This is a genomic window from Burkholderiales bacterium (assembly GCA_015075645.1).
In the GTDB taxonomy this organism is placed as follows: Bacteria; Pseudomonadota; Gammaproteobacteria; order Burkholderiales; family Casimicrobiaceae; genus VBCG01.
Window position 1 is genome coordinate 1 of the sequence record JABTUF010000007.1, and the last position, 20361, is coordinate 20361.

Here is a 20361-nt window from a genome sequence, read left to right on the forward strand (position 1 = left end):
GCCTTGATCTGCCGGTACAGCGGCTGGAATGCGGGCGATTTGCCCGGCGGCTGCTGGCGTGGGAGTGCGGCTGTTTTCATGAGGCCGGCGATTTTTAGCACAATGCGTGCGTCGCGTCCAGTTAAGATATCTTATATAAGACATAAGACCGGTTTGACACGCTCCCGGCCGCGTGGCTATGATGCGCCGTTTTTTGGTGCTGGCCGCCTTGCCCGCGCCGCGGCCGGTACGGCCGTTCCAGTCATCCGTCGAACTGCGGAGCCCATACGATGAAAGCACCTGTCCGCGTAGCAGTCACCGGCGCCGCCGGCCAGATCGGCTACAGCCTCCTGTTCCGGATCGCCGCCGGAGAGATGCTCGGCGCCGACCAGCCGGTGATCCTCCAGCTCCTGGAGATCCCAAACGAGAAGGCGCAGAAGGCCCTGACAGGCGTGATGATGGAACTGGACGACTGCGCCTTTCCGCTGCTGGCAGGCATGGTCGCCACCGACGATGCCAAGGTGGCATTCAGGGACGCCGACATCGCCCTTCTGGTCGGCGCGCGGCCCCGCGGCCCAGGCATGGAACGCAAGGACCTCCTGATGGAGAACGCCAAGATCTTCGTCGGACAGGGGCGTGCACTGGACGCATCGGCCAGTCGCGGGGTCAAGGTGCTGGTGGTGGGCAATCCGGCGAACACCAATGCGTACATCGCGATGAAGATGGCGCCCGGACTCGCGCCCGCCAATTTCACCGCGATGATGCGTCTGGATCACAACCGCGCCATCTCCCAGGCCGCCGCCAGGGTCAAGCGCCCGGTGGGCGGCATTACCAGGGTCACCATCTGGGGCAACCACTCCGCCACCCAGTACCCGGACCTGTTTCAGGCCGAGTGCGAGGGCAGGAAAGTCTGGGACCTGATCAAGGACCAGGCCTGGCTGGAGAAGGACTTCATCCCCACGGTGCAGAAGCGCGGCGCGGCGATCATCGATGCCCGCGGCCTGTCCTCCGCGGCGAGCGCCGCCAACGCGGCGATCGACCACGTGCGCGACTGGGTGCTCGGGTCGCACGGCAAGTGGGTGACGATGGGCATCCCCTCGGACGGCAGCTACGGCATCCCGAAGGACGTGATCTACGGCTTCCCGGTCACGACGGCGAACGGCGCGTACACCCTCGTCGGCGACCTCCCGATCGACGAGTTCTCGCGCGAACGCATGAACCTGACGCTGAAGGAACTGGAGGAGGAGCGCGCGGGCGTGGCCTCGCTCCTCGGCTGACGGTGGACGGACAGGTCGCGGCATGAGCCCCGGGCGCCGATGGAAAGAGGCGATGCGCGACGAGGCGCCGTTGCAGGTGCCCGGCGCGATCTGCGCGTACCACGCGATCCTCGCGCAGAAGAGCGGCTTTCGCGCGCTCTACCTGTCCGGCGGCGGGGTGGCGGCCGGATCGCTCGGGATGCCCGACCTCGGCATCTCGAACCTCGACGACGTGCTGGTCGACGTTCGCCGCATCACCGACGTCTGCGCGCTCCCGCTCCTCGTCGACGTCGACACCGGCTTCGGAGCCTCCGCGTTCAACATCGCGCGCACCGTCCGCTCGCTCGAGAAGGCCGGCGCCGCGGCGATGCACATCGAGGACCAGGTCGGGGCGAAGCGCTGCGGCCACCGGCCCGGCAAGGCGATCGTCGCGAAGGAGGAGATGGCCGATCGCGTGAAGGCGGCGGTCGACGCCCGCACCGACCCGTCGTTCGGCATCATGGCGCGCACCGACGCGCTCGCGGTCGAGGGCCTCGAAGCGGCGATCGACCGCGCCTGCGCCTGCGTCGAGGCCGGCGCCGACATGATCTTCCCCGAGGCGATGACCGAACTCGCGATGTACCGCCGGTTCGTCGACGCGGTGAAGGTGCCGGTGCTCGCCAACATCACCGAGTTCGGCGCGACGCCGCTCTTCACCGTCGAGGAACTCGCGGGCGCGGGCGTCGCGATCGCGCTCTACCCGCTGTCGGCCTTCCGCGCGATGAACAAGGCCGCGCTCGACGTCTACCGCCACCTGCGCGCCGACGGCACGCAGCGCGCCGTCGTCGACACGATGCAGACACGCGCGGAGCTCTACGAATACCTCGGCTACCACGACTACGAGCACAAGCTCGACGCGCTGTTCGCGGCGAAGGCGGGGCGATGAGCGCTTGCCGTTGCGACCCGGCGCGCGGGCCCCGTTCCGTCGGGCTGAAGCCCGACCTACGGCGAGCGGTCGTGGGTCGGCCTTCAGGCCGACGCGCGCCCTCGGTGGGTCGGGCTTCAGCCCGACGCGCGCCCTCGGTGGGTCGGCCTTCAGGCCGACGCGCGCCCTTCGTAGGTCGGCCTTCAGCCCGACGCGCGCCCTTCGTAGGTCGGCCTTCAGGCCGACACCCTGCCCGATGGAACGACAACCCGTCGGGCTGAACCTCGACCCACGATCCCCATGAGCGAAGTCGCCGTCACTCCGAAACCCAAGAAATCGGTCGCGCTCTCCGGCGTGCCGGCCGGCAACACCGCGCTCTGCACGGTCGGGCGCGCGGGCAACGACCTCTCGTACCGCGGCTACGACATCCTCGACATCGCCGACACGAGCGAGTTCGAGGAGATCGCCTGGCTCCTCATCCACGGCAACCTCCCCAACCGGGCGGAACTGGAGAGCTACAAGCGCAAGCTCCGGTCGCTGCGCGGACTGCCGACGCCGGTGCGCGCGGTGCTCGAGGCCCTGCCCGCCGGCGCGCATCCGATGGACGTGATGAGGACCGGCTGCTCGGCGCTAGGCTGCACGCTGCCGGAGAAGGACGACCACCACGATCCGGGCGCCCGCGACATCGCCGACCGGCTGGTCGCCTCGTTCGGCTCGATGCTGCTCTACTGGTACCACTGGTCGCACAACGGGCGGCGCGTCGAGGTCGAGACCGACGACGACTCGGTAGGCGGCCATTTCCTGCACCTTTTGCACGGCACGAAGCCGCCCGAGTCGTGGGTGAAGGCGATGCACACCTCGCTCAATCTGTACGCCGAGCACGAGTTCAACGCCTCGACCTTCGCGGCACGCGTCATCGCCGGGACCGGCTCGGACCTCTATTCGTGCATCACCGGCGCGATCGGCGCGCTGCGCGGCCCGAAGCACGGCGGCGCGAACGAGGTCGCGTTCGACGTGCAGAACCGCTACGTCACTCCCGACGAGGCGGAGGCCGACGTGCGGCGGCGCGTCGAGGCGAAGCAGGTCATCATCGGCTTCGGCCACCCGGTCTACACGATCGCCGATCCGCGCAACAAGGTCATCAAGGAAGTCGCGCGCCGGCTCTCGGAGGCGTCGCGCAACACCAAGCTCTTCCGCATCGCCGATCGCCTGGAAACGGTGATGTGGGACGCGAAGCGCATGTTCCCGAACCTCGACTGGTACTCGGCCGTGAGCTACCACATGATGGGCGTGCCGACCGCCATGTTCACGCCGCTCTTCGTGATGGCGCGCACGACCGGATGGTCGGCGCACGTGATCGAGCAGCGCAACGACGGCAAGATCATCCGCCCGTCCGCGAACTACACCGGCCCGGACGACCGGCCCTTCGTCCCGATTGGAGAACGTCCATGAGCCCGCTGCGACCGTTCGCCCTCGTCCTCGCCGCCTGCGCCGCCGCAGCGCCCCTCCCCGCGCTGGCGTTGAACGCCAATCCGCACGCGAGCGCCTTCGTCGTGCTCTACCAGTGCGACGGCGGCGACTGGCTGGCCGTCGGCTACCCGGCGCCGTTCGCGGCGGCGCACGAGCCGCCCGCGCGCGTGTCGTGGAACGGCTCGACCGTCCTGATGTCGCAGGCCGCGTCCGGATCGGGCGCCCGCTACGTCAGCCGCGACGCCGACCTCGAATGGCGGATCAAGGGCCGCGAAGGCGCGATGTCGCGCCTCTCCGATCGCGCGGTACTGCTCACCCACTGCCGCGAAGGCTGATCCCGCCTTCTGTCCTCTGTCCTCTGTCCTCTGTCCTCTGTCCTCTGTCCTCTGTCCTCTGTCCTCTGTCTTCTGACTCCTGACTCCCGCCGCGCATGTCCGCCACCATCAGCAACGTCCGCCCGAAGCCCGACCAGGTGCTGGTCGACATCGTCGACTACGTCACGAAGAAGAAGATCAGGAGCGACCTCGCCTACGAGACCGCCCGGTACTGCCTGATCGACACGCTCGGCTGCGGTTTCGAGGCGCTCGAGTACCCGGCCTGCACCAAGCTCCTCGGCCCGATCGTGCCGGGCACCGTGGTCCCGAACGGCGCGAAGGTTCCCGGCACGCCGCACCAGTTGGACCCGGTGCAGGCGGCGTTCAACCTGGGCGCGATGGTCCGCTGGCTCGACTTCAACGACACGTGGCTCGCGGCCGAGTGGGGCCACCCGTCCGACAACCTGGGCGGCATCCTGATGACCGCCGACTGGCTGTCGCGCAACGCGGTGGCCGCCGGCCGGAAGCCGCTCACGATGCGCGACGTGCTGACCGCGATGATCCGGGCGCACGAGATCCAGGGTTGCATCGCGCTCGAGAACTCGTTCAACAAGGTCGGCCTCGACCACGTCGTGCTGGTGAAGGTCGCCTCGACCGCGGTGGTCGCCGCGATGATGGGGCTCACGCGCGACGAGATCATCAACGCGGTGTCGCTCGCGTTCGTAGACGGCCAGGCGCTGCGCACCTACCGGCACGCGCCCAACACCGGATCGCGCAAGAGCTGGGCCGCGGGCGACGCGACCTCGCGCGCGGTGCGGCTCGCGCTCGTCGCGAAGACCGGCGAGATGGGCTATCCGTCGGTGCTGACCGCGAAGACCTGGGGCTTCTACGACGTCTCGTTCAGGGGGCAGCCGTTCCGGTTCCAGCGGCCCTACGCGAGCTACGTGATGGAGAACGTGCTGTTCAAGATCAGCTACCCGGCCGAGTTCCACTCGCAGACCGCGGTCGAGGCGGCGATGACGCTCCACGCGGAACTCGCGCTGCTCGGCAAGTCGGCCGACGACGTGAAGAAGGTCACGATCCGCACGCACGAGGCGTGCATCCGGATCATCGACAAGAAGGGCCCGCTCGACAACCCGGCCGACCGCGACCACTGCATCCAGTACATGGTCGCGGTGCCGCTCATCTTCGGCCGGCTGACCGCCGCCGACTACGAGGACCGCGTCGCCGCCGATCCGCGCATCGACGCGCTGCGCGCGAAGATCGTCTGCGTCGAGGATCCGCGCTTCACGAAGGACTACCACGACCCGGACAAGCGCTCGATCGCCAACGCGCTCACCGTCGAACTGAAGGACGGCACGAAGCTCCGCGAGGTCGTCGTCGAGTATCCGATCGGCCACAAGCGCCGGCGCAAGGACGGCATTCCGCTCCTCGTCGAGAAGTTCAAGCTGAACCTCGCCCGCGTGTTCCCGGCGAAGCAGATCGCCGCGATCCTCGACGCGAGCCTCGACCAGCAGAAGCTCGAGGCGATGCCGGTCCACGAGTACGTCGACCTGATGGTTCGCCCGTGACGCTCAAGCTGACCGCGCTCGTCGCCCTCGCGCTCGTCGCCTCCGCGTCGGCCGCCGCGCAGGACTACCCGAAGCTCAGGCCCGGCCTCTGGGAGGTGAGTTCGCGCGCCTCGACCCAGAAGAAGGACGACCCGCCGATGCGCACGACGATGTGCATCGACGACGCGACCGCGCGCACGATGTACCGATTCTCGCAGGGCATGATGGACGACATGTGCAGCAAGTTCGACGTCAAGCACAGCGGGAACCGCTATGTCAGCGAAGCCGTCTGCAAGCTCGGCGATTCGCGCATGGTGGCGCGCTCCACGATGACGCTCGCCGGCGACAGCGCCTACACGATCGAGGGCTCGTCGACCTACGACCCGCCGTTCATGGGCATCCGGGAGGCCACGACGAAGGTCGAGGCGCGCCACGTGGGCCCCTGCAAGCCCGGACAGAAGCCCGGCGACATCACGACGCCGGGCGGCCAGACGATCAACCTCCACAACCTCGCGCCGGCGCCGAAGAAGTAGCGCGGCCGCGACTCCCGGAAGACCGACCATGTCGAAGCCCGACCCGTTCCGCGCCCGCAAGACCTTTCCGCTCGCCGCCGGCGGCAGCGGCACGCTCTATTCGCTGCCGGCCCTCGAAGCCGCCGGCGTCGCGAAGATCTCCCGCCTGCCGGTGTCGATCCGGCTCGTGCTCGAGAGCGTGCTCCGGAACTGCGACGGCAGGAAGGTGACCGAGGAGCACGTGCGCCGGCTCGCGAACTGGAAGCCGTCGGCCGAGCGTGTCGACGAGATCCCGTTCGTCGTCGCCCGCGTGGTGCTGCAGGACTTCACCGGCGTGCCGCTGCTCGCCGACCTCGCCGCGATGCGCAACGTCGCGCACGACCTCGGGCGCGATCCGAAGACGATCGAGCCGCTGGTGCCGGTCGACCTCGTCGTCGACCACTCGGTCATGGTCGACTACTACGGCAGCAAGGACGCCCTCGATCTCAACATGAAGCTGGAATTCAAGCGCAACGCCGAGCGCTACCAGTTCATGAAGTGGGGGATGCAGGCGTTCGACACCTTCAAGGTCGTGCCCCCGGGCATCGGCATCGTCCACCAGGTCAACCTCGAGTACCTCGCGCGCGGCGTGCACGTGAAGGACGGCGTCACCTACCCGGACACGCTGGTCGGCACCGACAGCCACACCACGATGATCAACGGCATCGGCGTCGTCGCCTGGGGCGTCGGCGGGATCGAGGCCGAGGCCGGCATGCTGGGCCAGCCGGTCTACTTCCTGACGCCGGACGTCGTCGGCGTCGAGTTGAAGGGCCGCCTCGGCGAGGGCATCACCGCCACCGACCTCGTGCTGACCGTCACCGAGCTGCTGCGCAAGGAGAAGGTGGTCGGCAAGTTCGTCGAGTTCTTCGGCGAGGGCACCGCGTCGCTCTCGGTGCCCGACCGCGCGACGCTCGGCAACATGGCGCCCGAGTACGGCGCCACGATGGGCTTCTTCCCGGTCGACGCTGCGACGGTCGACTACCTGCGCGCCACCGGCCGCACCGACGCCGAGATCGACCGCTTCGAGTCGTACTTCAAGGCGCAGGGCCTGTGGGGCATCCCGAAGGCCGGCGAGATCGACTACTCCAAGGTGGTCACGCTCGACCTCGCGTCGATCAAGCCCTCGCTCGCGGGCCCGAAGCGCCCGCAGGACCGCATCGAGATGCCGGCGCTCAAGTCGACCTTCGCGTCGCTGTTCTCGAAGCCGGTCGCGGAGAACGGCTTCGCGAAGAAGCCCGACGAGCTCGCGCGGCGCGTGAAGACGAGCGACGGCGTCGACCTCGGCCACGGCGACGTGCTGATCGCCGCGATCACCTCGTGCACCAACACCTCGAATCCGGGCGTGCTGCTCGCCGCCGGGCTCCTCGCGAAGAAGGCGGTCGAGAAGGGGCTCACGGTGAAGCCGCACATCAAGACCTCGCTCGCGCCGGGTTCGCGCGTGGTCACCGAGTACCTGACCAAGGCCGGGCTCCTTCCCTACCTCGCGAAGCTCGGCTTCGACGTCGCGGCCTACGGCTGCACGACCTGCATCGGCAACGCCGGCGACCTTCGCCCCTCGTTCAACGAGGCGATCGTCGCGAACGATCTCGTCTGCGCGGCGGTGCTCTCCGGCAACCGCAACTTCGAGGCGCGCATCCACCCGAACCTCAAGGCGAACTTCCTCGCCTCCCCGCCGCTCGTCGTCGCCTATGCGATCGCCGGCACGGTCCTGAAGGACCTCGCGCACGAGCCGCTCGGAGCAGGCAGCGACGGCAAGCCGGTGATGCTCAAGGACGTCTGGCCGTCGTCGCACGATATCGCGGCCGTGATGCCCTGGGCGCGCGATCCGGAGGCGTTCCGCCGGCTCTACGGCGATCTCGGCAATGCGAATCCGCTGTGGAAGGAGGTGTCGGGCGCGAAAGGTCAGGTCTACGACTGGCCGGGCTCGACCTACATCGCGAAGCCGCCGTTCTTCGACGGCTTCGCCGTGAAGCCGCCCGCGCGCGGCGCCGACGCGATCCGCGGCGCCCGCGCGCTCGGCATCTTCGGCGACTCGGTGACGACCGACCACATCTCGCCGGCCGGCTCGATCAAGGCGACCTCGCCGGCGGGCCTGTACCTGCAGGAGCACGACGTCTCGGTGCCCGACTTCAACAGCTACGGCGCGCGGCGCGGCAACCACGAAGTGATGATGCGCGGCACCTTCGCCAACGTCCGCATCAAGAACCTGATGCTGCCGCCGAAGGCCGACGGGACGCGCGAGGAAGGCGGCGTCACGCTCTACCAGCCGGGCGGCGCCAAGATGCCGATCTACGACGCGGCGATGAAGTACGTCGCGGCGGGCACGCCGACGATCGTGTTCGGCGGCGAGGAGTACGGCACCGGCAGTTCGCGCGACTGGGCGGCGAAGGGCACGCAGCTCCTCGGCGTCAAGGCGGTCGTCGCGAAGAGCTTCGAGCGCATCCACCGCAGCAATCTCGTGGGGATGGGCGTGCTGCCGCTGCAGTTCAAGGCCGGCGAGGACGCGGCCTCGCTTCGCATCACCGGCGCCGAGACCTTCGACATCACCGGACTCGCGAACCTCCGTCCGCAGCAGGACGTGACGCTCGTGATCCACCGCGCCGACGGCACGACGAACGAAGTGAAGCTCCTGTGCCGGATCGACACGCCGATCGAGGTCGACTACTTCCTGCACGGCGGCATCCTGCCGTTCGTGCTGCGGGAGCTGATGGCGCAGGCGGCCTGACCGCCCGGCGGGCCGCGCCCCGGCCCGCGCCCGCGCCACCGCGCCGGCCGCGTTCGCGCACGCGGCCGGCGCGGTGCCTCGCGGCGTTCCCGGACTCCAACCCTTACTTCCAACGTGGCGACGAGGCCCGCGCCCTCGCCGCGAGGACCTCGCCCCTGACCGCCGTCGACCACCCGCTCCGCCGGGCGCTGCCGCTCTTCCTCGGCGCGGGACTCTGCTTCACCACGCTCGACACGATCGCCAAGTTCCTGGTGCGCGATCACGCGCTCCTCGTCGTCGTCTGGGCCCGCTACGCCGGGCAGATGGCGGCAGTGACGCCCTACGCGCGCCACCGCGTGGGACCCGGTTTCTGGCGTACGCGCAACCTGCGGATGCAACTCCTGCGCTCGGCGATGCTGCTCGCCGCGACGCTGTCGTTCTTCGGCGCGCTGCGCTACCTGCCGCTCGCCGAAGGCTCGGCGATCTCGTCGCTCGCGCCGGTCGTCGTCGTGTTCCTGTCGCCCTGGATCCTGGGCGAACGTCCCGGACGGGCGCGCGTCGCGGCGGCGCTCGTCGGTTTCGCCGGCGTGCTCCTGCTGCTGCGCCCAGGTTCGGCGGTTCTGCATCCGGCGGCACTGCTGCTGTTCGTGTCGGCGACCTGCAACGCGTTCTACGCGATGCTGACGCGCAGGCTTCCCGGCGACAGCCCGTACACGACACTCTTCTACAGCGCGCTCGTCGGGACGATCGCGCTCACTCCGCTCCTCCCGTTCGTGGCGATCCCGACCGCGTGGTCGTGGACGAGCGCCGGACTGTTCGCGCTGCTCGGCGTCTTCGCGGGCTCCGGTCACGCGCTGCTGACGCGAGCGTTCCTGCGGGCGCCGGCGTCGCTGCTCGCGCCGTTCGGCTACCTGCAGATCGTCTGGGCGACTCTCTACGGCTTCCTGGTGTTCGACCAGTTCCCCGACGGCTGGTCGTTCACCGGCATGGCGGTGATCGTCGCCTCCGGCGTCGCGCTCGCGTGGCAGGAGCGCGTGCGCGCGAGTCATTCGGGGCGGCAGCGTTGAGCGTCGCGGCGCGCGGCGGCGCAAGGCTCACCGAGGCCGGGATCACCGTCCTCGTCGGCCTGTACCTGACGCTGCAGCCGATCTCGACCGATCTCTACCTCGCCTCGCTGCCCGGCCTCGCGGCGCGCTTCGACGCGCCCGCCTCGACCGTGCAGCTCACGCTGTCGCTGTTCATGGGCGGGTTCGGCGCGATGCAACTCGTCGCCGGTCCGATGACCGACCGCTACGGCCGCCGGCCGCTCCTCGTCGGCGCACTGGCCCTCTTCGTCGCGGCGAGCCTCGCCTGCGCGCTGAGTCCAGGCATGACGGTGCTGATCGTGGCGCGCTTCGCTCAGGCGGTGGGCTGCTGCGCCGTCGTCGTGGTCGGACGCGCGATCGTGCGCGACGCGTTCGCGCCCGCCGCCGGCGCGCGCGTTCTGGCGCACGCGTCGTCGCTCCTCGCGATCTTCGCGATGGCGGGCCCGATCATCGGCAGCCTGCTCGAGGTCGCGTTCGGATTCCGCGGCGCCTTCGTCTTCATCGCCGCGGTCGGCGCAACGCTGCTGGCGATCACGGCGCGCGTGTTGCCCGAGACGCTCGAACGCCCGGACCTCCACGCGCTCGTCCCGCGCCGGGTGATCGCGGGCTACGTCGCGATCGCGCGATCGCCGGTGTTCCTCGCCCACACGGCGGCGGGTGCGGCGAGCTACGGAGGGCTCTTCGCGTTCATCTCCGGCTCGTCGTTCGTGCTGATCCGCGGACTCGGCGTGCCTCCCGGATGGTTCGGCGCGTGCTTCGCGGTCGCCGTCGCCGGCTACCTCGGCGGCACGATCGCGTGCCGACGTCTGCTGACACGAAACGGCCCGCCACGGACCATCCTCATCGGCGCGTCGATCGCGGCCGCGTCGGGCGCGACCGGCGCGGCGCTCTCGCTCGCCGGCGTCCACCATGTCGCAGCGGTGCTCGTGCCCGCGGTCGGCTACTTCTTCGGACACGGCATCGTGTTCCCCTGCGCGCAATCGGGTGCGACCGCGTCGTTCGCCGAGCGTGCGGGTGCGGCCGCCGGATTGTTCGGTGCGCTGGTGATGGCCGTCGCCGTCGCCGTCGGCACCTGGATCGGCGCGTCGTATGACGGCACGCCGATTCCGTTGATGGCGACGCTCGCCTGCGCCGCAGGCGCGACCCTCGCCAGCGCGCGGTTCGGCGTGATGCGCCACCCGGGGGAAACCTGAGTTCATGCTGCGCCGCACCATCCCATGGCGTATAATGGAGGCCTGCCGGCCCTTGCGCCCACGCGCCGCGGCAGACCCCACGAACACATCCAAGGAGCAGGACATGAAACTTCGTACGATGGCCACGCTGACCGCGCTGGCGATGGCGGCGTCGGTGGCCGCGTGCGGCGAGAGTTCGCAGCAGGCCGCCGAGAAGGCCAAGGCGGAAGCTGCGAAGGCGGCGGAAGCCACCGCAGCCGCCGCGAAGGCCACGGCGGATGCCGCCGCCAAGGCAACCCAGGAAGCGGCCGAAAAGGCGAAGGCCGAAGCCTCGAAGGCCGCGGATGCGGCGACGACCGCGGCGGGCAACGCCGCCCAGGCGACGACGCAGGCGGCGACCGACGCGAAGGCTGCGGCGGACGCCGCGGTGCAGGCCGCGAAGGACGCCGCGAAGAAGTAACGCGTCGTTCGTTGCGACGACGGCCGGCCGCGGCGACGCGCGCCGGCCGTTCTCGTTTCAGCGGTCCATCGCGCGCCCGCGGCGGCGGGCCGGGCGACTCAACCGCGCACCGCGGCGTGCTTCGCGATCCAGCGCGTGAGCGGTTTCCATTGCTCCCAGTCCTGCTCCGCGCGCGAACGCGGCAGGTCGAACACCGACGCGCCGTCGCGCGCGCACCAGACGTAGACCTGCGTCTGGCGCAGGTGCGCCACCACCGGAAAGTCGAAACCGGCGAGGAAGTCGTCGAGTTCGGCCGCGCTGTGCGTGCGCGGATCGACGCGCATCGCCACGATGCCGACCGGCAGCGCTCGCGCGCGCACCGCCTTCGATTCGGCGACCGTCGCGAGGAAGCGTTCGGCCGCGACCATGTCGTAGGCGGAAGGCGCGAGCGGCACGAGCATCAGGTCGGCGTCGCGCGCGGCATCGCGCAGATCGTCGCCGTGGAGGCCCGCCGGCGTGTCGACGACGCGCCACTGCAGGTCGAGCGCCTTCGCGTCCTTGCGCCGCATGTCGGGGTCGAGCGGCGCGATCGGCGGGAACAGCGCGGGGCGCCGCGCGAGCCAGCCGCTCGCCGACTGTTGCGGATCGCGGTCGTCGAGTGCCACCCGCTGGCGCTTGCCCGCGAGCCAGCCCGCGACGTTGGTGGCGAGCGTCGTCTTGCCGCTGCCGCCCTTCGGATTCGCGATGACGATCGTCTGCACGTCCCCTCTCCTGTCGCAAGCGCGTCGCGCCACTCCCGGGAGCTGCCGGCCGATGTTAGCCGAATCGCCGAACGCGCGTGGCACGTCGATTGCTCGATACTCCCGAACGTGCCCCCCGCGAGCCATGCCCCTCGACCCGTCCACGCTCTGCGCACGCACCGCCGCCGGCGACGCCGAACTGGCGGCGCCCCGCCACGGACTCGCGATCGCCCAGCGTCGCCTGCTGTCGCTGCTCGAGCGTCCGGCGCCGCTCGAGGAACTGATGACCCGCCCCGGCGTCCTGCCCGACCGGCTGGAAAAGGACCTCGGCCGCCTGTCGGAGCACGGCTTGGTCGCGCTGCACGGTCCCTCGAAGCCGGTCAAGGCTCCGTCGAAGGTTGCACCCGCGACGATGCCGTTGCCCGCCCCGACCGGCCAGGAGCCATCACGACCCTGGGTTCCTGCCCAGCCAGGTCTCGGGGCCACGACGTCCGGCCCCGCGCCCGAATCGCGCGTGATCCTGGGCAGGCGCGTGCGACTCGGCAGAGCGATCCTGCTGGGGTTCCTGACGCTGTGCATCGCCGGCATGGTCGCGTGGTGGTTCTCCCTCCCGACCCGCGAGGCCGTCTCTCCTGCGCTGCCCACGCCCCCGCCGGCTCCGAAGCCAGCCCCTCCCGTCCCTGCCCCGGTCGCACCACGGACGGTCGACGCCGGCGTCAGCGTCCAGGACCGCCCGAGCATCGTCGCCGGAACCAGCACGGCGTTGGCGCCGTCCCCTGCTGCCGAACCGCCGCCGGCGATTCGGGCGACCAGCCCTCCGCGGCCCGCACCGCCCGGCATGGCGTCGGAGGCGCACGCCCCGGAGAAGCCGGCCCCGTTGCTTGCAACGACCCGTGTGGAGAACCCGGTCTCCGGCCCGCGGATCGTCGCTGCCCCGGATCCGGCGCCCGCCGCCCGCGCCACACCCTCGCTGCCTCCGGCAATGCCGTCGCCATTGCCGGCGCCGGTGCCGGCGACCGATCCGGCAAGCTCCCCTCCGCCGGCGACGTTGCCCGCATCGCCGCAAGCCCCGGTTCCAGCGCGGTCCGAATCCGCGATCCCGGCCGCTCCCCCCGCGGCCGCGCCCGTCACGCGAACCGGTTCCCTCACGGCACCCCCGCCGGCGCCGGCGCCGATCGCCAGTGCGGCTCCGTCGATGCTTCCGGCAAAGGCTGCGAGCGGGAGACTCGAACCGGTCACGCGCGAGGCGCCGATGTTTCCGCGCGACGCGCTCGCGCAGGGGATCGATCGGGGCACGGTGCGCGCGCGGCTCTCGATCGATGCATCCGGCAAGGTGACCGACGTCGAGATCCTCGAAGCGCAACCGCGCCGCGTGTTCGACCGCGCCGTCCGCAGCGCACTCGGCCGCTGGACCTATCCTCCCGGCGAAGCCTCGCGCACCACCGTCGTCGAGGTCGCGTTCCAGCGCGACTGACGCGGCGACACGTCGCGCGTGCCGAGCCTCGAGGCTGGCGCGCCCTCGGCCCGAAGGACGGCCGGGACCCGCACGGTAGAATCGCGTCCGTGGACGCCATCCCCGCCGCCCCTCCTTCTCCTGCGGACGCGCCGACGGGTCCCGCGCGCGATTCACGTCGCGCCGCGTTCGAGGCGAACAAGCTCCGCAAGCGCCTGTGTCGCCTCGCCGGCGAGGCGATCTCCGACTACGCGATGATCGAGGACGGCGACCGCGTGATGGTCTGCCTGTCCGGCGGCAAGGACAGCCACGGGCTCCTCGACGTGCTGTGGATGCTGAAGCATCGCGCGCCGGTGCGCTTCGAGGTGATCGCGGTCAACCTCGACCAGAAGCAGCCGGGCTTCCCCGCCGACGTGCTGCCGCGCTACCTCGAATCGCGCGGGATTCCGTTCCGCATCGCCGAGCAGGACACCTACAGCGTCGTCAAGCGCGTGATTCCCGAGGGCGGGACGATGTGCTCGCTGTGCTCGCGGCTGCGCCGGGGCGTCCTCTACCGCGTCGCGTCGGAGCTCGGCGCGACGAAGATCGCGCTCGGACACCATCGCGACGACCTGCTCGCCACGTTCTTCCTCAATCTCTTCTTCGGCGCCAAGCTGAAGACGATGCCGCCGAAGCTCGTCTCCGACGACGGGAAGCACGTCGTGGTCCGGCCATTGGCCTACGTCCGCGAGCGCGACCTCGCGCAGTACGCGCGCCTCCAGGCGTTCCCGATCATTCCCTGCGAGCTGTGCGGCTCGCAGGAGCACCTGCAGCGCAAGCAGATCGCGGCGATGCTGCGCGACTGGGAGAAGAAGGAGCCCGGCCGCATCGAATCGATCTTCAACGCGCTCGCGCGGGCGGTGCCGTCGCACTTGATGGACCGCCGCCTGTTCGACTTCGCCTCGCTTCGCGCCACCGGAGCGCCGGTGGAGGACGGCGACATCGGCTTCGACGTCGACCCGGCGCTCGAAGCGGCGGTCGAGGCGGCCGCCGCCCGGCAGGTCGAAGGCGTCATCCCGCTCGCGCCCGCACCCCGAAGCTGACGGCACCGGATGCTCACGGAGTCGACACGCGGGGCGACGTCGCTCTCCGCGGCTCCCGGAAGCTTCCGGGGCGCGTCGCTCGCGCTCTTCGTCGCGATCGTCGCGCTGGGCGCGTTGCTGCGCCTCGACCAGTTCACCGCGCAGGTGCTGCTCGACGACGAGTGGCACGCGGTGCACCAGGTGCTGCGCCACGGTCCGGCCGCGCTCGTCGTCGAACTGGGCCAGGCCGACTACGGCATTCCGCTCGGGCTCTACGACTGGGTGCTGTTGCACACGATCGGCCTGTCGGAAACCGCGATGCGCGCCCCGATGATGCTGTGCGGACTCGCGACGCTCGTCTGCTTCCCGCTCGCGGTCGCGCCCCGCGTCGGCCGTGACGCGGCGCTCGCCTTCGCCCTCTTCCTCGCGATTTCGCCGCTCCTCGTCGCGTTCAGCCAGACCGCGCGGCCCTACGCCATCACCCTGCTGCTCGGCTGGGCCGCGCACCGCGCATTCGCGCGCTATTGGGATGGCCACCGCGGCGCCGGCGTCTTCTACGCGATCGCCGCGGCCTTCACGACCTGGATGCACATGGTGATCGCTCCGTTCGTGCTCGCGCCGCTCGCGTGGGCGGCCTGGGCGACCGCGCGGAGCGCCGATCGGCGCCGCGAGCGATGGCGCGCGCTCGTCGCGATCGCGCTGCCGACGGCGATCCTGATCGCCGTCGCGCTCGGTCCGCCGCTCGCCGCACAGGCGCAGGCGATCACCGGCAAGAGCGGCTTCGAGGCGCTCGGCCCGAACACGCTGCGCGGCGCGTTCCACCTGTGGGTCGGCACCGGATCGACGCCGGTCGCGCTCGCCGCGTTCGCGCTCGGCGCCATCGGCGCGCCCGCGGTGTGGCGCGCGCTTCCCGAAGCCCGCACCGGAACGCTCGGCCTCCTCGTCACCGCGGCCGCGATCGCCCTCGCGCGGCCCGAGTGGGCCGAGACGCCGATGGTGTTCGCACGCTACCTGTTGGCCTTTGCGCCGCTCCTCGCGCTCTCGATGGCCGCCGGAGCCGTGGCGATCGGGCGCCGCCTCGTCGTCCGATGGCGCTGGAGGCACGCGGGTGCGGTCGGCGCCGCGTTCACCGCCTCGCTCTTCGCCGGCGCCGCCGCCGCCACCGGCCCGTTGCCCGAATGGAGCGTGCATCCCTCGACCCACCGCCTGGGCATCAGTTCCCTCTACGATTTCCGCGAGCGCCACAACACCGCGCTCGCCGCTGAGCGCGCGATCCCGATGTCGCCGTTCTGGGCGTCGCTCGCGTCCCGGCCGCGCGGCTCGATCGTCGTCGCCGCGGCGCCGTTCGCGTTCGAGAGCTACGACTGGGGTGGCGCGCTCTGGGAGCGCGTGTCCCACCAGCGCGTGGTGCCCGGGTGGGTCACCGGCCTGTGCGTCGACCGCCGCTACGGCGAACTGCCCGACCTGCCCGGGCTCGCCTTCGCGAACGCGGTGCGCCTCTCGGACGAGCGGGCGCTCGCGTCGTTCCCGATCGACTACGTCGCCTGGCAGAAGCCCTGGCTGCCTCGGGAGGGAAACCGCCACCTGCGCGTCGGCGACGACACCGCGCACTGCGAAGGCGCGTTGCGCGCGCGGTTCGGCGCACCCGTCTACGAGGACGGGACCCTCGTCGTCTTCCGGGTCCGGGGCGCCTGAGGCGATGCTCGACGGAAGGCGCATCGTGGTCGTGATGCCCGCGTTCCGGGCCGGGCGCACGCTCGAGGCGACCATGCGCGACCTGCCGAAGGACGTCGTCGACGACATCGTGCTCGTCGACGACGCGAGCGACGACGACACGGTCGCGATCGCGCGCTCGCTCGGGCTCACCGTGCTGCTGCACCCGATGAACCGCGGCTACGGCGCCAACCAGAAGACCTGCTACCGGGAGGCGCTCGAGCGCGGCGCCGACGTCGTCGTCATGGTGCACCCGGACTACCAGTACGATCCGCGTCTCGTCACCGCGATGGCCGGGATGGTGACCTCGGGCGTCTACGAATTCGTCCTGGGCTCGCGCATCCTCGGAGGCGGCGCGCTGGCGGGCGGCATGCCGTGGTGGAAGTACGCGGCGAACCGCGCGCTCACCCTCGCGCAGAACCTGCTGCTCGGCGCGAAGATGTCCGAGTACCACAGCGGCTATCGCGCCTACTCGCGCGCGCTGCTCGAGGCGCTGCCCTGGGCGGAGAACTCGGACGACTTCGTGTTCGACAACGAACTCCTCGCGCAGGCCATCGTCGGCGGCCACCGCGTCGGCGAGATTTCCGTGCCGACGCGCTATTTCGCGGACGCGAGTTCGATCGGCTTCGCGCGCTCGGTGCGCTACGGAGTCGGCGTGCTCGGCGTCTCGCTGCAGGGCGCGCTCGCGCGCACCGGCTTCCACGTGCCCGCGCGGTTCCGCAACGTCGCCGCCCGGCGCACCGTTCGGTGAACCCGCCCGCGCTCCTCGCCGAAGCCCGGCGGTTCGTGCTGCATGTCGTCACGGGATTCGCCGCTGTCGCCGCGCACTACGGAACGATGGCGGCCATGATCGCCCTCGGGCTCGCTCCCGTGCCGGCCTCGACGGTCGGATTCGTCGCCGGCGCCATCGTCCGCTTCACGCTCGCCTACCGGCACGTGTTCGACCCGACGCTGCCGGTCGCGCACGCAGGAGTGCGCTTCGCGGTCGCACTCGCCGTGCAGGCGCTGGCGAACGCGGCCCTGCTCTGGGCCGGCCTCGCGCTCGGCATCCCGACCTGGCCGGCGCAGGTGGCGGCGACCGTCGTGATGACCTTCGCGAATTACGCCGCGTACCGTCTCTGGGTGTTTCGCTGACGACCGGGCGCGCGCCCGGTCCGCGTCACTTCACCGTGGTGCGGTCCTGCCCGAACAGCACCGCGCGCGCCTTCTCGTCGGCAATCGCGGGTGTCGTGTTGATCTCCTTCGCGATCGCGTAGGCGCGCCTGACCGCGGGGCGCTCGCCGATCTCGGCCTTCCAGCGTTTGAGGTGCGGGAAGTCCTCGATGTCCTGGCGCTGTCGCTCGGGCAGCACCCACGGATAGCAGGCCATGTCGGCGATCGAGTAGTCGTGCGCGATGAACGCGCGGTCGGCGAGGCGCTTGTTCAGCACCGCGTACAGCCGCCCGGTCTCCTTCACGTAGCGGTCGATCGCGTAGGGGATCTGCTCCGGCGCGTACTGCACGAAGTGGTGGTTCTGGCCGGCCATCGGACCGAGTCCCGCCATCTGCCAGAACAGCCACTGCGACACCTCGCAGCGCCCGCGCAGGTCGGCGGGATAGTAGCGGCCGGTCTTGCCGGCGAGGTAGAGCAGGATCGCGCCCGATTCCATCAGCGACAGCGGGCCGCCGCCGTCGGGAGGCGCGTGGTCGACGATCGCCGGGATCCGGTTGTTGGGCGAGACCTCGAGGAACGCCGGGTCGAACTGCTCGCCCTTCGAGATGTCGACCGGGACGAGACGGTAAGGCAGTCCGGTCTCCTCGAGGAAGATCGTGATCTTGTGGCCGTTGGGCGTGGTCCAGTAGTAGAGGTCGATCATGTCGGGTCTTCCATGCGTCGCAGGTTGAACATCGGGCGCGTGCATGACACGCGCGCCGCGGCCGGTCAGAACGTCCCGGGATAGTTGCCGCCGTCGACCAGCACGTTCTGGCCGGCGAGGTAGCCCGCGTGCACGCTGCACAGGAACGCGCACACCGATCCGAACTCCGCGGCGGTGCCGAAGCGTCCGGCCGGCACCGCGGCGGCGCCGGCCGCCATCACCTCGTCGATCGGCCGGCCCGAGGCCTTCGCCCGGCCCTCGTAGGTGACGCGCAGCCGGTCGGTGTCGAACTGCCCCGGCAGCAGGTTGTTGATCGTCACGCCGTCGCGCACGACCTTGCGCGCGAGCCCGGCCACGAATCCGGTGAGCCCGCTGCGCGCGCCGTTCGACAGGCCGAGGATGTCGATCGGCGCCTTCACCGCGGACGAGGTGATGTTGACGATCCGGCCGAAGCGCCGTGCGATCATGCCGTCGATCGTCGCGCGGATGAGTTCGATCGGCGAGAGCATGTTGGCGTCGATCGCGCGGATCCACGCGTCGCGGTCGAAACTCCGGAAGTCGCCGGGCGGCGGGCCGCCCGCGTTGTTGACCAGGATGTCCGGCGACGGACACGCGGCTAGCGCGGCGGCACGGCCCGCGGGCGTGGTGATGTCACAGGCGACGAAGCCCACGCGCCCTCCGGTGGCGGCGCCGATCTCGTCGGCGGCGCGCTTCACGTCGGCTTCGGTGCGCGCGCAGATCGTGACCTCGACGCCCTCGCGGGCGAGCGCTTCGGCGCAGCCCCGTCCGAGCCCCCTGCTCGCCGCGCACACCAGCGCGCGCCTGCCGGCGATGCCCAGGTCCACGCCGCTATGCCGCCCGCACCGCGCCGGCGCGCCGCACCTGCAGCACGGTCGCGATCGCGACCACGAAGCACGCGGCGGCGCCGGCGAACACCGTCTGGCCCAGCGCGTGGTCGAGCATGAAGCCGAACCAGATCGGCCCGATCGTCGCGCCGACGTCGAGCGCCGAGTAGACGAAGCCGTAGACCCGGCCGGTCGCGCCTTCGGGCGTCGCGTTGCGCACGATCATGTCGCGCGACGGGCCGGTCGCGCCGGTCACGATCCCGATCGCCGCGAAGAGCGGGAGCACCGTCGCGAAGGTCGGCGGAGCGACCACCGTGGTCAGCAGCAGCGCCGCGCCGAGCGCGAGCCCGACGGCCGCGACGCGATCGTGGCGCGTCGTGCGCACCGCGAGGAAGCCGCCGGCGACGATGCCCGCCGCGCCGCCGAGCAGGAACGCGGTCACCGCCGAGGTCGCGAGGGCGAGCGGAACGTCGAACGCGACGTTCAGGACCGCCGGCGAGAACGTCTGCAGGCCGGTGGCGCTCGCCGTCACGAGCGCGAAGTAGGCGAAGCACGCGAGGATCGCGGGCTGGCGGAACAGGCTCGCCGCGCCCGCGTGCGACATCGAGACGCCGTGGGCGACGCGGCTCGAGAGTTCGGCGCGCTGCGTCGCGAGTACGCCGAGCGCGACGAGGCCCGCGATCCCGGTCGCGACGAGCGTCGGGCGCCAGCCGATCGCGCTCGCGAGCGCGAAGGTCACGATCGGCGAGGCGGCGTAGCCGAGCGAACCGCCGATCCCGTGGACCGAGTAGGCGTGGCCGAGCCGCTTCGTCGCGACGTTGGCGTTGAGGATCGCGAAGTCGACCGGATGGAACACCCCGTTGCCGACGCCCATCAGCGCGGCGAACACGAACAGCCACCCGATGCCGGGAGCGAAGCCTGCGAGCACGGTGCCGCCGGCCAGGAGCGCGAGGCCCGCGAACATCACCGGGCGCGCGCCGAAGCGGTCGACCGCGAACCCGGAGAGGAACTGCGAGACGCCCGAGGCGACGTAGAAGGTGCCCACGATCATGCCGAGGAGCGACCACGACACGCCGAACTCGTCGCGCAAGAGCGGGAAAAGCGGCGGCAGCACGAGCTGGAAGTAGTGCGACAGCGCGTGCGCACTGCCGACGAGACCGATCACCTTCGCATCGCGTCGGAACGAAACGGCGTTGCGGGACTCCAAGGCGTTCGGGTGTAAGGTTGCGGCGAAAGAACGCCACTATAGCGCATCCCGGAGGCGCGAGCC

General features: G+C 70.9%; 19 protein-coding genes. 15 read left to right on the plus strand and 4 right to left on the minus strand.

What is annotated here, in order from left to right:
* The first annotated feature begins 269 nt into the window (after positions 1 to 269).
* From HS109_17705 to HS109_17750, 10 genes are all read left to right on the plus strand, one after another.
* On the plus strand, positions 270 to 1256 hold the full coding sequence (locus tag HS109_17705; protein MBE7524206.1) for a malate dehydrogenase: 987 nt from the start codon (positions 270 to 272) through the stop codon (positions 1254 to 1256).
* 22 nt (positions 1257 to 1278) lie between these two features.
* Complete coding sequence (gene prpB / locus HS109_17710; protein MBE7524207.1) at positions 1279 to 2160, plus strand: methylisocitrate lyase; 882 nt, start codon at positions 1279 to 1281, stop codon at positions 2158 to 2160.
* A gap of 279 nt (positions 2161 to 2439) precedes the next feature.
* Positions 2440 to 3591: a 2-methylcitrate synthase gene (gene prpC / locus HS109_17715; protein ID MBE7524208.1), complete on the plus strand. Its 1152-nt coding sequence runs from the start codon at positions 2440 to 2442 to the stop codon at positions 3589 to 3591.
* On the plus strand, positions 3588 to 3944 hold the full coding sequence (locus HS109_17720; protein MBE7524209.1) for an MliC family protein: 357 nt from the start codon (positions 3588 to 3590) through the stop codon (positions 3942 to 3944). Before prpC ends, HS109_17720 begins: the two co-directional genes overlap by 4 nt.
* Before the next feature lie 95 nt (positions 3945 to 4039).
* A complete protein-coding gene (locus tag HS109_17725) occupies positions 4040 to 5494 on the plus strand; it encodes a bifunctional 2-methylcitrate dehydratase/aconitate hydratase (GenBank protein ID MBE7524210.1) in 1455 nt (484 codons plus the stop codon).
* Positions 5491 to 6006 carry a DUF3617 family protein gene (locus HS109_17730; GenBank protein ID MBE7524211.1) on the plus strand — a complete coding sequence of 172 codons (516 nt, stop codon included), beginning with the start codon at positions 5491 to 5493 and terminating at the stop codon, positions 6004 to 6006. Before HS109_17725 ends, HS109_17730 begins: the two co-directional genes overlap by 4 nt.
* A 28-nt stretch (positions 6007 to 6034) precedes the next feature.
* Positions 6035 to 8749: an aconitate hydratase AcnA gene (gene acnA / locus HS109_17735; protein MBE7524212.1), complete on the plus strand. Its 2715-nt coding sequence runs from the start codon at positions 6035 to 6037 to the stop codon at positions 8747 to 8749.
* On the plus strand, positions 8656 to 9795 hold the full coding sequence (locus HS109_17740) for a DMT family transporter (GenBank protein ID MBE7524213.1): 1140 nt from the start codon (positions 8656 to 8658) through the stop codon (positions 9793 to 9795). Before acnA ends, HS109_17740 begins: the two co-directional genes overlap by 94 nt.
* Positions 9792 to 11006: a Bcr/CflA family efflux MFS transporter gene (locus HS109_17745; protein ID MBE7524214.1), complete on the plus strand. Its 1215-nt coding sequence runs from the start codon at positions 9792 to 9794 to the stop codon at positions 11004 to 11006. Before HS109_17740 ends, HS109_17745 begins: the two co-directional genes overlap by 4 nt.
* Before the next feature lie 4 nt (positions 11007 to 11010).
* Positions 11011 to 11445, plus strand: coding sequence for a hypothetical protein (locus tag HS109_17750; GenBank protein MBE7524215.1), 435 nt, complete (start codon positions 11011 to 11013; stop codon positions 11443 to 11445).
* 98 nt (positions 11446 to 11543) lie between these two features.
* On the opposite strand, the gene HS109_17755 is transcribed toward HS109_17750, so the two are convergent.
* Positions 11544 to 12185 carry a ParA family protein gene (locus tag HS109_17755; protein ID MBE7524216.1) on the minus strand — a complete coding sequence of 214 codons (642 nt, stop codon included), beginning with the start codon at positions 12183 to 12185 and terminating at the stop codon, positions 11544 to 11546.
* A 1174-nt stretch (positions 12186 to 13359) separates the two neighbouring features.
* On the opposite strand from HS109_17755, the gene HS109_17760 reads away from it, so the two are divergent.
* From HS109_17760 to HS109_17780, 5 genes are all read left to right on the plus strand, one after another.
* Entirely contained in the window at positions 13360 to 13638 is a 279-nt protein-coding gene (locus HS109_17760; GenBank protein ID MBE7524217.1) for a TonB family protein, read from the plus strand.
* A gap of 89 nt (positions 13639 to 13727) precedes the next feature.
* Positions 13728 to 14699: a tRNA 2-thiocytidine(32) synthetase TtcA gene (gene ttcA / locus HS109_17765; protein ID MBE7524218.1), complete on the plus strand. Its 972-nt coding sequence runs from the start codon at positions 13728 to 13730 to the stop codon at positions 14697 to 14699.
* Positions 14700 to 14708: 9 nt separating this feature from the next.
* Entirely contained in the window at positions 14709 to 16373 is a 1665-nt protein-coding gene (locus HS109_17770; GenBank protein MBE7524219.1) for a glycosyltransferase family 39 protein, read from the plus strand.
* A 4-nt stretch (positions 16374 to 16377) separates the two neighbouring features.
* Positions 16378 to 17142, plus strand: a complete 765-nt coding sequence (locus HS109_17775) for a glycosyltransferase family 2 protein (GenBank protein MBE7524220.1) — start codon at positions 16378 to 16380, stop codon at positions 17140 to 17142.
* Entirely contained in the window at positions 17139 to 17525 is a 387-nt protein-coding gene (locus HS109_17780; GenBank protein ID MBE7524221.1) for a GtrA family protein, read from the plus strand. The genes HS109_17775 and HS109_17780 overlap by 4 nt, the downstream gene beginning before the upstream one ends.
* A 25-nt stretch (positions 17526 to 17550) precedes the next feature.
* Here HS109_17780 and HS109_17785 read toward each other — a convergent pair whose 3' ends face one another.
* The 3 genes from HS109_17785 to HS109_17795 form a co-directional block, all read right to left on the minus strand.
* On the minus strand, positions 17551 to 18246 hold the full coding sequence (locus tag HS109_17785; GenBank protein MBE7524222.1) for a glutathione S-transferase N-terminal domain-containing protein: 696 nt from the start codon (positions 18244 to 18246) through the stop codon (positions 17551 to 17553).
* A 65-nt stretch (positions 18247 to 18311) separates the two neighbouring features.
* Positions 18312 to 19091: an SDR family oxidoreductase gene (locus HS109_17790; GenBank protein ID MBE7524223.1), complete on the minus strand. Its 780-nt coding sequence runs from the start codon at positions 19089 to 19091 to the stop codon at positions 18312 to 18314.
* 4 nt (positions 19092 to 19095) lie between these two features.
* A complete protein-coding gene (locus HS109_17795; protein MBE7524224.1) occupies positions 19096 to 20256 on the minus strand; it encodes an MFS transporter in 1161 nt (386 codons plus the stop codon).
* Positions 20257 to 20361 lie beyond the last annotated feature (105 nt).

What these genes read in the sequence shown, in the direction of transcription:
- HS109_17705 (MBE7524206.1), top strand. Translation starts at nt 270, where the DNA reads ATGAAAGCACCTGTCCGCGTAGCAGTCACCGGCGCCGCCGGCCAGATC.
- prpB (MBE7524207.1), top strand. Translation starts at nt 1,279, where the DNA reads ATGAGCCCCGGGCGCCGATGGAAAGAGGCGATGCGCGACGAGGCGCCG.
- prpC (MBE7524208.1), top strand. Translation starts at nt 2,440, where the DNA reads ATGAGCGAAGTCGCCGTCACTCCGAAACCCAAGAAATCGGTCGCGCTC.
- HS109_17720 (MBE7524209.1), top strand. Translation starts at nt 3,588, where the DNA reads ATGAGCCCGCTGCGACCGTTCGCCCTCGTCCTCGCCGCCTGCGCCGCC.
- HS109_17725 (MBE7524210.1), top strand. Translation starts at nt 4,040, where the DNA reads ATGTCCGCCACCATCAGCAACGTCCGCCCGAAGCCCGACCAGGTGCTG.
- acnA (MBE7524212.1), top strand. Translation starts at nt 6,035, where the DNA reads ATGTCGAAGCCCGACCCGTTCCGCGCCCGCAAGACCTTTCCGCTCGCC.
- HS109_17750 (MBE7524215.1), top strand. Translation starts at nt 11,011, where the DNA reads ATGCTGCGCCGCACCATCCCATGGCGTATAATGGAGGCCTGCCGGCCC.
- HS109_17760 (MBE7524217.1), top strand. Translation starts at nt 13,360, where the DNA reads ATGCTTCCGGCAAAGGCTGCGAGCGGGAGACTCGAACCGGTCACGCGC.
- HS109_17770 (MBE7524219.1), top strand. Translation starts at nt 14,709, where the DNA reads ATGCTCACGGAGTCGACACGCGGGGCGACGTCGCTCTCCGCGGCTCCC.
- HS109_17775 (MBE7524220.1), top strand. Translation starts at nt 16,378, where the DNA reads ATGCTCGACGGAAGGCGCATCGTGGTCGTGATGCCCGCGTTCCGGGCC.
- HS109_17785 (MBE7524222.1), bottom strand. Translation starts at nt 18,246, where the DNA reads ATGATCGACCTCTACTACTGGACCACGCCCAACGGCCACAAGATCACG.